General features: G+C 69.6%; 10 protein-coding genes. All 10 read right to left on the bottom strand.

What is annotated here, in order from left to right:
* Positions 1 to 30: 30 nt before the first annotated feature.
* Positions 31 to 3,507 (bottom strand): DNA-directed RNA polymerase subunit beta, encoded by a 3,477-nt coding sequence (rpoB, locus tag IE332_RS13360; RefSeq protein ID WP_189916037.1) that lies wholly within the window; start codon positions 3,505 to 3,507, stop codon positions 31 to 33.
* Between the two features lie 694 nt (positions 3,508 to 4,201).
* Positions 4,202 to 4,585: a 50S ribosomal protein L7/L12 gene (rplL, locus tag IE332_RS13355; protein WP_189916036.1), complete on the bottom strand. Its 384-nt coding sequence runs from the start codon at positions 4,583 to 4,585 to the stop codon at positions 4,202 to 4,204.
* Positions 4,586 to 4,673: 88 nt separating this feature from the next.
* Positions 4,674 to 5,237 carry a 50S ribosomal protein L10 gene (gene rplJ, locus IE332_RS13350; RefSeq protein WP_045693068.1) on the bottom strand — a complete coding sequence of 188 codons (564 nt, stop codon included), beginning with the start codon at positions 5,235 to 5,237 and terminating at the stop codon, positions 4,674 to 4,676.
* A 360-nt stretch (positions 5,238 to 5,597) separates the two neighbouring features.
* The gene (locus tag IE332_RS13345; RefSeq protein ID WP_189916035.1) at positions 5,598 to 6,476 is read right to left on the bottom strand and encodes an SCO4651 family lipoprotein; all 879 of its coding nucleotides are present in this window, start codon (positions 6,474 to 6,476) and stop codon (positions 5,598 to 5,600) included.
* Between the two features lie 193 nt (positions 6,477 to 6,669).
* The gene (locus IE332_RS13340) at positions 6,670 to 7,614 is read right to left on the bottom strand and encodes an SCO4651 family lipoprotein (protein WP_189916034.1); all 945 of its coding nucleotides are present in this window, start codon (positions 7,612 to 7,614) and stop codon (positions 6,670 to 6,672) included.
* Positions 7,615 to 7,714: 100 nt separating this feature from the next.
* Positions 7,715 to 8,557, bottom strand: a complete 843-nt coding sequence (locus IE332_RS13335) for an SCO4651 family lipoprotein (protein ID WP_189916033.1) — start codon at positions 8,555 to 8,557, stop codon at positions 7,715 to 7,717.
* Positions 8,558 to 8,682: 125 nt separating this feature from the next.
* The gene (locus IE332_RS13330; protein WP_189916032.1) at positions 8,683 to 9,465 is read right to left on the bottom strand and encodes a hypothetical protein; all 783 of its coding nucleotides are present in this window, start codon (positions 9,463 to 9,465) and stop codon (positions 8,683 to 8,685) included.
* Positions 9,466 to 9,631: 166 nt separating this feature from the next.
* Positions 9,632 to 10,354, bottom strand: coding sequence for a 50S ribosomal protein L1 (rplA, locus tag IE332_RS13325; protein WP_189916031.1), 723 nt, complete (start codon positions 10,352 to 10,354; stop codon positions 9,632 to 9,634).
* Positions 10,355 to 10,432: 78 nt separating this feature from the next.
* Positions 10,433 to 10,867 (bottom strand): 50S ribosomal protein L11, encoded by a 435-nt coding sequence (rplK, locus tag IE332_RS13320; protein WP_030055774.1) that lies wholly within the window; start codon positions 10,865 to 10,867, stop codon positions 10,433 to 10,435.
* A 165-nt stretch (positions 10,868 to 11,032) separates the two neighbouring features.
* Positions 11,033 to 11,941, bottom strand: a complete 909-nt coding sequence (gene nusG, locus IE332_RS13315) for a transcription termination/antitermination protein NusG (protein ID WP_189916030.1) — start codon at positions 11,939 to 11,941, stop codon at positions 11,033 to 11,035.
* Between the last annotated feature and the right edge of the window lie 100 nt (positions 11,942 to 12,041).

Below are 12,041 nucleotides of genomic sequence, written 5' to 3'. Positions count from 1 at the left end.
GCCGCGGTCGTGCGGCCGGCCCGGCCTCCGTCAGACCTCTTCGACGCTGCTGGGCTCGCGCCGGGACAGGTCGATGCCGAGCTCCTCGGCCGCGCGGAACACGTCCTCGTCGGAGTCCCGCATCTCGATGGACTGGCCGTCCGAGGACAGCACCTCCACGTTGAGGCAGAGCGACTGCATTTCCTTGATGAGCACCTTGAAGGACTCGGGAATGCCGGGCTCGGGGATGTTCTCGCCCTTGACGATGGCCTCGTAGACCTTCACACGGCCGAGGACGTCGTCGGACTTGATGGTGAGGAGCTCCTGCAGGGCGTAGGCCGCGCCGTACGCCTCGAGGGCCCACACCTCCATCTCACCGAAGCGCTGACCACCGAACTGCGCCTTACCACCGAGCGGCTGCTGGGTGATCATCGAGTACGGACCGGTCGAACGGGCGTGGAGCTTGTCGTCGACCAGGTGGTGCAGCTTGAGGATGTACATGTAGCCGACCGAGACCGGCATCGGGAACGGCTCGCCGGAGCGGCCGTCGAACAGCCGGGCCTTGCCGGTGGAGTTCACCAGGCGCTCACCGTCACGGGTGAGGGTGGTGTTGTCCAGCAGGCCGGTGATCTCGTCCTCGCGGGCGCCGTCGAAGACCGGGGTGGCGAGGTTGGTGCCACCGTCGACCTGGTCGGCGCCGATCGCCTGCAGGCGCTGGGCCCACTCGTCGGCGAGGCCGGAGACGTCCCAGCCCTGCTTGGCGAGCCACCCGAGGTGGATCTCCAGGACCTGTCCCGGGTTCATTCGGGACGGGACACCCAGCGGGTTGAGGATGATGTCGACCGGGGTGCCGTCCTCGAGGAACGGCATGTCCTCGACCGGGAGGATCTTGGAGATGACACCCTTGTTGCCGTGACGGCCGGCCAGCTTGTCACCGTTGGTGATCTTGCGCTTCTGGGCCACGTAGACGCGGACCAGCTGGTTCACGCCCGGGGGCAGCTCGTCGCCCTCTTCGCGGTCGAAGACGCGGACGCCGATGACCTTGCCGGACTCACCGTGCGGCACCTTCAGCGAGGTGTCGCGGACCTCACGGGCCTTCTCACCGAAGATCGCGCGGAGCAGGCGCTCCTCCGGGGTCAGCTCGGTCTCGCCCTTGGGCGTGACCTTGCCGACCAGGATGTCGCCGGTGACGACGTCGGCGCCGATGCGGATGATGCCGCGCTCGTCGAGGTCGGCGAGGACCTCCTCGGAGACGTTCGGGATGTCCCGGGTGATCTCCTCGGGGCCGAGCTTGGTGTCACGGGCGTCGACCTCGTGCTCCTCGATGTGGATCGAGGAGAGGACGTCGTCCTGCACGAGGCGCTGCGACAGGATGATCGCGTCCTCGTAGTTGTGACCCTCCCAGGACATGAACGCCACGAGGAGGTTCTTGCCGAGGGCCATCTCGCCCTCGTCGGTGCACGGGCCGTCGGCCAGCACCTGGTTGACCTCGACGCGGGCGCCCTCGTCCACGAGCACCTTCTGGTTGAAGGCGGTGCCCTGGTTGGAGCGGGTGAACTTGGCGGCGCGGTACGTGGTGTACGTGCCGTCGTCGTTCGCCACGGTGACGTAGTCGGCCGAGACCTCCTGGACGACACCGGCCTTCTCGGCGGTGATGACGTCGGCGGCGTCGACGGCGCAGCGGTACTCCATGCCGGTACCGACCAGCGGGGCCTCGCTCTTCAGCAGCGGCACCGCCTGGCGCATCATGTTCGAGCCCATGAGCGCGCGGTTGGCGTCGTCGTGCTCGAGGAACGGGATCATGGCGGTCGCGACCGACACCATCTGGCGCGGCGAGACGTCCATGTAGTCGATCTCGGAGCCCGGGATGTAGTCGATCTCGCCGCCACGGCGGCGGACCAGGACGCGCGGCTCGGCGAAGTGCAGGTCCGCGGTCAGCGGCGCGTTCGCCTGGGCGATGACGTAGCGGTCCTCCTCGTCGGCGGTCAGGTAGTCGACCTGCTCGGTGACCACACCGTCGACGACCTTGCGGTACGGCGTCTCGATGAAGCCGAACGCGTTGACCCGGCCGTACGAGGCCAGCGACCCGATCAGACCGATGTTCGGGCCTTCGGGGGTCTCGATCGGACACATGCGGCCGTAGTGCGAGGGGTGCACGTCACGGACCTCGAAGCCGGCGCGCTCACGGGAGAGACCGCCGGGGCCGAGCGCGGACAGACGACGCTTGTGGGTCAGGCCCGACAGCGGGTTCGTCTGGTCCATGAACTGCGACAGCTGGCTGGTGCCGAAGAACTCCTTGATGGAGGCGACGACCGGCCGGATGTTGATCAGGGTCTGCGGCGTGATCGCCTCGACGTCCTGGGTGGTCATGCGCTCGCGCACGACGCGCTCCATACGGGCGAGACCCGTACGGACCTGGTTCTGGATGAGCTCGCCGACGTTGCGGAGGCGACGGTTGCCGAAGTGGTCGATGTCGTCGACCTCGACCACGATGTCGCGGCCCTCGCCGTCACGCCACTCGGTCTCGCCGGCGTGCAGCTTCACCAGGTACTTGATCGCACCGATGATGTCGGGCTCGGTGAGCACGCCGGAGTCCAGGGACTCGGCGTTGCCCAGCTTGCGGTTGACCTTGTAACGGCCGACCTTGGCGAGGTCGTAGCGCTTCGGGTTGAAGTACAGGTTCTCCAGAAGCGTCTGCGCGGCCTCGCGCGTGGGCGGCTCGCCCGGACGCAGCTTGCGGTAGATGTCCAGCAGCGCGTCGTCCTGGCCCTGGGTGTGGTCCTTCTCCAGGGTGTTGCGCATGGACTCGTACTCGCCGAACTCCTCGAGAATCATCTCGTTGGTCCAGCCGAGGGCCTTCAGCAGCACGGTGACGGACTGCTTGCGCTTGCGGTCGATGCGGACGCCGACCATGTCGCGCTTGTCGATCTCCATCTCCAGCCAGGCACCACGCGAGGGGATGACCTTGCAGGAGTAGATGTCCTTGTCGGACACCTTGTCCAGGGTGGAGTCGAAGTACACACCCGGGGAGCGGACGAGCTGCGACACGACGACACGCTCGGTGCCGTTGATCACGAACGTGCCCTTGTGGGTCATGAGCGGGAAGTCGCCCATGAAGACCGTCTGAGACTTGATCTCACCGGTCTCGTTGTTGGTGAACTCGGCCGTGACGAAGAGCGGGGCCGCGTACGTGAAGTCGCGGTCCTTGCACTCGTCAATCGAGTTCTTCGGCGGCTCGAAACGGTGGTCGCGGAAGGTCAGGGACATCGACCCGCTGAAGTCCTCGATCGGCGAGATCTCCTCGAAGATCTCCTCCAGACCGGACTTGGTGGGGACATCCTGACCAGACTCCAGCGCCTGCTCGACCCGGGACTTCCAGGCCGCGTTGCCGAGCAGCCAGTCAAAGCTCTCGGTCTGCAGGGCCAGGAGGTTCGGGACCTCGAGGGGCTCCTTGATCTTCGCGAACGAGACGCGGAGCGGGGCGGTGGATGCGGCGGAATTGTTCGAGGCGTTGCGCGGCGCGGCCAAGAGGGGGGTCCTTCCGAGGGCTCGGAGCTCACTACGCGCGTACCGGCCGGGCCTTCTTGGGCTTGGTCCCGCCTCCTCGCAACTGGCCTCCGCCGGGGTTGAAACCCCAGGTCAGAGCCGCTTTGCGGAGGCGATGCCAGACCCCTTCAGGGCAACGCAAACTCCGGGCGACGAGTCACGGAGCAGCTAACAGGCAGCGCAAAGGGACAGTGTAGCCAAAGGCCACACTGCTGTCCAGCTCTGATTCGGAGACCGAATCGGAGACTCCTCCCGGTAGCCGGCGGGCGCGGACGCCCACCGGGTACTGCTCTAACTCACGTGGAGTCATTTCCCGCCGGAGCCACTGGTTATGCATCCAGCAGCGGACCAACCGGGCGGACTCGCGCCTTGAGAATCGCGCGCCGCGCCGGGTTCGTCAAGGGCCCGCCGACGGGGCGGACCTCGCCCCGTTCATCGCTGCCGACCCGCCCCGCGTTACAGAAGCCGTGGTGGGGACCACCCCGGCGACGGTGATCACCATACCCCTCGCCACCGACGGTGCCGAGTGGGCGATCGGCCACTCCGGTGGCTCTCACCGGCTCGAACGGGTGAAACGGCCTGTGGCCGCACCGCCGCCGGAAACGCGAAAAGGCCGGGCCGACCACCCGCAAGGGTGATCGGCCCGGCCGCACGCCCCCTCAGAGGGGGCGCAAGATCACTTGACGGTGACCTTGGCGCCGGCGCCCTCGAGGGCAGCCTTGGCCTTCTCGGCAACGTCCTTGGCAACCTTCTCCAGGACCTTGGCACCAGCGGTGTCAACGAGGTCCTTGGCCTCCTTCAGGCCGAGGGAGGTCAGGGTGCGCACCTCCTTGATGACCTGGATCTTCTTGTCGCCCGCACCGTCGAGGATGACGTCGAACTCGTCCTGCTCCTCAACGGCCTCGGCGGCCGGGCCGGCCGCACCGGCGGCGGCGACGGCGACCGGCGCAGCGGCGGTGACGTCGAACTTCTCCTCGAAGGCCTTCACGAAGGCGGCGAGCTCGATGAGGGTGAGCTCCTCGAACTGCGCGAGCAGCTCGTCCTGGGTCAGCTTCGCCATGATGGCGTCCTTCCACTAAATCGGCAGGTGGTGCCGGATGTACGGGTTGGGCGGGCACGGGCCCGCAGCGAGGCGTGAGCCTGCCGAATTACTCGGCGGCGGCGTCCTCGGCGGCGGGAGCCGGCGTACCGGCACCGCCCTGCTCGACCTTGTCGCGCAGCGCGTCCACAGTGCGGACGAGCTTCGACGGCAGGGCCTGGAAGAGCGCGGCAGCCTGGGACTGCTTGGCCTTCAGGGCACCCGCCAGCTTGGCGAGCAGCACCTCGCGGGACTCGAGGTCCGCGAGCTTCTTGATCTCATCGGCGGACAGCGCCTTACCGTCAAGGACACCGCCCTTGATGATGAGAGCGGGGTTCTCCTTGGCGAAGTCACGCAGAGCCTTCGCCGACTCCACCGGGTCACCGGTGACGAAGGCGACAGCCGTCGGACCGTTGAACAGGTCGTCGAGCTCCGTGATCCCGACCTCATTGGCCGCGATCTTGGTCAGCGTGTTCTTCACCACGGCGTACTCGGCGTTGTCGCCGAGCGAGCGACGCAGGGTCTTGACCTGCTTCACCGAGAGACCGCGGTACTCGGTCAGCAGGGCCGCGGACGAGCCACGGAACTTGTCCGTGATCTCGGCGACGGCAGCAGCCTTGTCGGGCCTGGCCATAGGCTTACGCCTCCTTCCGTGATGTAGAAGTCCGGCCGACCACGAAAGTCGACCAATTCCGCCTCGGACCGCTCGGAGGGAAGGAAAGCTCCTGCGAAAATGCAATGAGCCCCGGTGCGCAGGCGCACGGGGCTCGTGACGACCTCGACGGGCGGCCGCGCGGACGCGGCACCCGGAGGTCGAAGCTCCAGACACACCTACGCGGGCTGCCTGCGACGAAGCGCAGATCCTTCGGCCACCGACTCCCTGACGGGCGCGGCGACAACCAGCGGTCTTTGGCTTCCGCCACATTAGCCGGAGCCGTTCGCAAGGTGCAAATCGCCCTCGGACGGAGCAACCCCGGGCGGGGGCCGGCCGGGCTCAGCGGGCCAGCGGGGAGACCGTCCGGACACCGGTGTCCACGGTGTCCGCCTCGGCCGGCGCCTGTGCCGAGAGCAGGGCCCCGGCGAGGTCGCTGTAGAGCACCGAGTCGTCCGCCCGGCCGCTGTCCCCACTGCCGGTGCGCTGGAGCCGGACCAGCTGGTCCTTGTCGTTGAGCCAGAGGTCCAGGGTGAGCGAGAGCGAGCCGCCGGGCGCGAGCGCGGCCCGCAGGCCGTCCCGGCGGGCCTGGGTCAGCTGGGTCTGGGCAGCCGCGTACTTCTCGGCGGTGATGGTGACCCGGTAGTGCTCGACGGTGGAGTCCTCGTACTTCTCCTCGCCGACGAAGGCGGGGTCCGCCCCGTCGGCGGTGGCCGCGGCGAGCGCCTCGACCGGGTTCAGCAGGTCGATCAGCCCCGCGTACGGGATCTCCTTGTGGCCGTCCGGGTCCGGCGGGACGGTGAAGCGCTCCCAGTGCCGGCCGCCCTGCCGGGCCGCGGTGGCGGCGTCGCCGCCCTGGTAGGCGACGGTGTCCACGACGATCAGCTGCTCGGCGTCGGCCGGGGCGACGCGCTTGATCTGCAGCGCCGTCTTGGGCTGCCAGAAGAGCGGGCCGGAGCCGGCCTCCGCGCCGAGGCGGTAGCTGACCTTGGCCCGGCGGGCGGTCTGCATGGCCAGCTGGGCGGAGAGCAGCACCCCGTGCGGGGAGCGGTCGGTCGGCTTGGCCGGCCCGGTCGGGGTGGCGGCGGTCGGCGAGGCGGTGCTCGGGGTGGGGCTGCCGGACGGTGTGGCGGGTGCGTCCGCTCCCCCGCCGCAGCCGCTGAGCCCGCTCGCCAGCAGGGCGACGACGGCCACTGCCGCCAACCGCTGCCGTCCCGCCACGTCCGTTCCCTTCCTCGCCCGGCCCCCGTCCGACGGCCGCCCTTCTGTCGCCACCATGCCACCCGTCACCCGTCGGCCCGGTGGCGGCCCCCTCGTCGGGCCGCGCGGGCCCCCGCGGATCCACCGGTCGGCCGAGCCGGACAGCGGAACGGGGGCCGACCTCGTCGGCCCCCGCCCCGCGCCGCGCGGCCGGTCAGCCGGTGGCGCCCTTGTCGAGCGCCGCCAGCTCGGACAGCTCCACCGTGTCGGACGGGTCCGGCGCGGTCGTGGTGACCGGGGTGCCGTAGTCCGAGTAGGTGACGGTGGCCTTCATCGCCCCGACCTTGGTGTCGGCCTGCTCGGTGCGCTTGACCACCAGCTTGTCGGAGTCGACCCAGACGTCGATCGTCTCGCTGGTGATGCCGGCCGTGGTCAGGTTCTCCTTGACCTGGTCCAGCTGCTCCTGGCTCAGGCCGGTGCCGGTGGCACCGGCGATGTCGTCCGCGCTGAGCTCACCGGTGTAGTGCGTGGCCGGCTTGCCGTTGACCGTCTCCTGGCCGACCTCGGTCACCTTGCCGGTGGCGATCAGCGTCCGGACGCCCTGCACCGGGTCCGCGCTCTTGAGCTGGTCGGTCGAGCCGCCGGAGGCCTTGGCCATGTCGGCCTTGCTGTAGTGCAGCCAGTGCCGGCCGCCGAGGGCCTGGACGGCGTCGCCGCCCAGCCGCATGTACATCGAGTCCTTGGTGTAGCGGTACGGCGCGCTCGTGCCCCCGGTGACCGGCGCCAGGACCTTGCCCAGCGGGGAGTCGGACAGGTCCATGGTGATGTTGCCCTGGAGGCCGTCGGCCCAGGACACCGCGCCCTTGCCCTTCATGGTGATCTGGCCGATCGCGATCACCTCGTCGATCTTCGCCGACTTCGCGGCGCCGGTCTTCTGGGTGACCTGCTCCAGGAAGGACGCCGGGCTCACCTTGGTCGGCGTCGAGGCCGCCGACGAGGTGGCGGACGACGGCGCGGCACTGGTCGGCGCGGCCGCGGCGGTGGTCGGCGCGGCCGGGGCGGCGTTCTTGCCGTCCCCGCCGCTGTCGTTGCAGGCGGTCGCGGTCAGCGCCACGGCGGCGAGGACGACGGCGACGGCGGTCTTGCGGGTTCCAGCCATGATTCCCCCCTTGAGGACCCCCGGGCGCGAGGTGCGCCCGGGGTGGTAGCCGGTCGGTGCGGTGGAGCCGCGCGGGCTCCGGTCCACGGGCCCGGCCGGATCAGCCGAGCAGTTTGAGCAGGTCGGCCTCGCTGCCGAGGTCGGTGGCGGCGGGCGCCGCGATCGGGGCGGCCTTGCCGAGGTCCGAGTACTTGACCGTGACGGCGTCCTTCGCGCCGTTCGTGTCGCCGTACTCCTGGTACTGGACGAGCTCCTGCTTGCCGTTCAGCCAGAAGTCGAAGGTGAGGGTCTTGCCGTCCTGCTCCAGCGTCTTCTGCACGGCCTTGCGCTGGTTCTCGGGGAGCGCCGACATCCCGGCGACCAGGGCGGAGGTGTCCTCGACCGCCCGCAGGTGGGTGGTCTTGGCACCGCCCAGGTCCTCGTCGCCGACCTTGGACAGCTTGCCGCTCTGGGCCGCGACGGTCAGCATGACCACCGGGTTCAGCATCTGGCCCACCACCCGGAAGCCGTCGCCGGCCTCGTTGCCGGAGGGCAGCTTGACCCAGTGCTTGCCGCCCAGGGCCGGGGCCGCCTCGTCGCCGCCGCCGAGGTAGGCGTCCGCGCCGACCACCCGGATCTTGAGCTTCTTGCCGGCCATGTCGCCGGTCAGGTCCACGGAGGGCTTGCCCGGGTCCTTCCAGTCCGCGTCGCCGGTGCCGCCGCCCTTGCTGTCGTCCGGGGCGACCATGCTGACCTTGCCGTTGCCGGCCTTCTGCATGACCAGCGCGGAGGCGGCCAGCGCCGCCTTCGGGTCCCCGGTCAGCGCCGCCGCGATCGGGTCGCCGCCCTTGGCGTCATTGCCGGCCTTGGCGTCGTTGCCGCCCTTGCTGCTGCTGCAGGCGGTGACCGCACCGAGCAGGACGGCCGTCGTGACGACGGCCGAGGCGAGGCGCACAGCGCGCATGGAGTCCCCCCGTGAAGATCCGTTTCGACCCATGGAAGAGCCGATTTTCAGCTCTTCTCAGGTCTTTCCCAGCGGACTCTAACGGATCGTCGGAGCCGCCACGCACCGGTTTGTCGGGCCTCCCGTCAGCCTCCGTCGGAGGGGGTCGGATCCCCCGTCCCGATGGAGGGGACATCCGTTGTGGTCACCGTGGTTCCGGCACTCCCCCGGACCGTCTCGCGGAGTCTCAGCAAGCGCTCGCCGGGCCCGACCCAGACGTCGAAACCGATCGCCGTCACCCCGTGCTGCCGGTACCAGTCCACCGTGGCGGACCTCCGCTGCGGGCTCAACTCCTGGTCCGTACCGAAGAATTCGTCCACGGACGCGGTGCCCTGGTAGTGCGCGACGGTCGTCCCGGCCAGCTGCTCGCCGCCGAGCGAGCCGAGCGGGACCTTCTGCGCGATCGCGTACGCCCGGTTGCCCGGGGTGCTGATCAGCGCGGTCGTCCAGCCGCCCGCGTAGCCGTCCGGACCGGCGGCGGCCCCCGCGTCCAGCGACTCGGCGGTGGACCGGTCGGCGTGCTTGGCCGCGCCGCCCTGGTACGCGAGGTCGATCTCGCCGTCCTTCAGCGCCAGTCGCCCGGTGCCCGCCTCGTCGGTGACGGCCAGCTCGCCCTCGTCCCGGGCGCCCCAGACCAGCGTGCCGCTCGCGGTGCGCCGGCCCCCGGGCCCCTCCCGCACCACCTCGATCCGGGCGCCGCCCGCGTCGTCCATCGCCTGGGCGGCCGCCAGCACCACCTGCTTGGGCGGTATCGGCGCGGGATTGCCGGGGGTGCGGGTGTCCGGGGCGGCCAGCAGGCTGCAACCGGTGCCGGTGCCGAGCACCAGCAGGGCCGCCGCCAGGGCGGCGGCGCGGGGGGCGGGCGGCACGGCACACTCCGGCGGTCACGGGGTCTCCACACGATCTGACCGGCAGAGCGTACGACGACTCGGTCATCCGTTCCCATCCGCGCTGGTCGCGGGAACGACGACGGGCCCGCACCCCCGGTGAAGGGGGTGCGGGCCCGTCGTACGGACAGCTCTAGAGCACTGGGGCTCAGACCGCGGCCGGGTCCTCCTCGGTGAGGAGGTTGCGGGTGCGGTTCGGGTCCACCTGGATGCCGGGGCCCATGGTGGTCGAGAACGCGGTCTTCTTGATGTAGCGGCCCTTGGCGGCGGACGGCTTGGCGCGGAGCACCTCGTCCAGCGCGGCGGCGTAGTTCTCGACCAGCTGCTCGTCGGTGAAGGAGGCCTTACCGATGATGAAGTGCAGGTTCGAGTGCTTGTCGACGCGGAACTCGATCTTGCCGCCCTTGATCTCGTTCACGGCCTTGGCCGTGTCCGGGGTCACGGTGCCGGTCTTCGGGTTCGGCATCAGACCACGGGGACCGAGCACGCGGCCCAGGCGGCCGACCTTGCCCATGAGGTCCGGGGTGGCGACGACGGCGTCGAAGTCGAGGCGGCCCTTGGCGACCTCGTCGATGAGCTCGTCCGAACCGACGATGTCGGCGCCCGCAGCACGCGCGGCCTCGGCACGCTCGCCGGTCGCGAAGACCAGGACCCGAGCGGTCTTACCGGTGCCGTGCGGGAGGATCACGGTGCTGCGGACCATCTGGTCGGCCTTGCGCGGGTCGACGCCCAGACGCATGGCGACCTCGACGGTGCCGTCGAACTTGGTGGTGCTGGTCGCCTTGGCGAGGCGGACGGCCTCGAGGGGGGCGTAAAGGCGCTCGCGGTCGACCTTGGCGTCCGCGGCCTTCAGAGCCTTGCTGCGCTTCACTGCTGCTCCTGAATGGTGATTGGAGTTGTGGTAGTCAACGGGCCTGCGCAGGCCCTACCACAGGGGACGAGAAGGTGATCAGCCCTCGACGGTGATGCCCATCGACCGGGCGGTGCCGGCGATGATCTTCTCCGCCGCGTCCAGGTCGTTGGCGTTCAGGTCGGGCATCTTGGTGGTGGCGATGTCGCGGACCTGGGCGCTGGTGAGCTTGGCGACCTTGGTCTTGTGCGGCTCGCTGGAGCCCTTCTCGATACCGGCGGCCTTCAGGATGAGGCGCGCGGCCGGCGGCGTCTTCGTGATGAAGGTGAAGGAACGGTCGTCGTAGACCGTGATCTCCACCGGCACGATCATGCCGCGCTGCGACTCGGTCGCAGCGTTGTAGGCCTTGCAGAACTCCATGATGTTGACGCCGTGCTGGCCCAGCGCGGGGCCGACCGGCGGCGCCGGGTTGGCCGCACCGGCGTTGATCTGGAGCTTGATAAGCCCCGTGATCTTCTTCTTCTTGGGAGGCATGTCTCTCCGGGTCCTTCCGAGAGGTGATTGCTGGTGCGTGCGGAACCGGGGCGACACCCAGCCGCCAGCACACACATCGAACCAGGCTAACGCGTCAGCGCCGCTGGATCAAAACGGATCCGGGGCAGGGCCCTCGGCCCCACCCCGGATCCGAAGACCGTATGACTAGTTCTTCTGGATCTGGTCGAAGGAGAGCTCGACCGGGGTCTCCCGGCCGAAGATCTCGACCAGGCCCTTGACCTTCTTCGAGTCGGGGTTGATCTCGTTGATGGTCGCCTGCAGGGTCGCGAACGGACCGTCGGTGACGGTGACCGAGTCGCCGACCTCGAAGTCCAGCACCTGGATCTCGCTCGGCTTGACCGGCGAGGGCTTGCCGGCCTCCTTGGCCGCCTGGCGCTCGACGTCGGGGGCGAGCATCTTGACGACCTCGTCCAGGGTCAGCGGGTACGGGTCGTAGGCGTTGCCGACGAAGCCGGTGACACCCGGGGTGTTGCGCACGACGCCCCAGGACTCCGGGGTGAGGTCCATGCGCACCAGGACGTAGCCGGGGAGCTTGTTCTGGCGGATGGTCTTGCGGTCGCCGTTCTTGATCTGGACGACCTCCTCCTGCGGCACCTCGGCCTGGAAGATGTACTCCTCGACGTTCAGCGAGACGGCGCGCTGCTCCAGGTTCTGCTTCACCCGGTTCTCGTAGCCGGCGTAGGTGTGGATCACGTACCACTCGCCCGGCATGAAGCGCAGGTCCTCGCGGAACTTGGCGACCGGGTCGACCTCGACGGCCTCCTCGGCCTCGGCCTCGTCCTCGTCGACGGTCTCGTCCGCGGCCTCGGTCTCGTCCTCGTCGGCGGCCTCGTCGTCGCTCTCCACGTGCAGCGCGGCCTCCTCGGCCGGCTCGCCGGCCTCGGCCTCGTCGTACGCCTCGACCTCGTCCTCGTCGCTGTCCGCGGCGTCGACGATCTGCTCGGCGTCCTCCGTCAGCTCGACGTCGTCAGCCAGCTCGGCCGCGTCCAGCTCGGCGGCGACATCCGCCTCACGGACGGTCTCGTCGGCGTCGTACAGGGGGGACTCAGACACGGTGGCTGCTTCTTTCCTGGAGATGGTGAAGGTGGCGCGCTCCGAAACCGGACCCGGCACGCTGCCGCTCGCGCGGGCGCCTGGCGAGGTCTCGGAGACT

The sequence above is a fragment of the Kitasatospora xanthocidica genome (genome assembly GCF_014656195.1).
Classification (GTDB): domain Bacteria; phylum Actinomycetota; class Actinomycetes; order Streptomycetales; family Streptomycetaceae; genus Kitasatospora; species Kitasatospora xanthocidica.
The sequence above is the reverse complement of the archived record's forward strand: the minus strand, read 5'-3'. Positions and strand labels throughout refer to the sequence as shown.

Coding starts and splice junctions, on each gene's coding strand:
- rplL (WP_189916036.1), bottom strand. CDS start 4,585: ATGGCGAAGCTGACCCAGGACGAGCTGCTCGCGCAGTTCGAGGAGCTC.
- rplJ (WP_045693068.1), bottom strand. CDS start 5,237: ATGGCCAGGCCCGACAAGGCTGCTGCCGTCGCCGAGATCACGGACAAG.
- IE332_RS13340 (WP_189916034.1), bottom strand. CDS start 7,614: ATGGCTGGAACCCGCAAGACCGCCGTCGCCGTCGTCCTCGCCGCCGTG.
- IE332_RS13335 (WP_189916033.1), bottom strand. CDS start 8,557: ATGCGCGCTGTGCGCCTCGCCTCGGCCGTCGTCACGACGGCCGTCCTG.
- rplK (WP_030055774.1), bottom strand. CDS start 10,867: ATGCCTCCCAAGAAGAAGAAGATCACGGGGCTTATCAAGCTCCAGATC.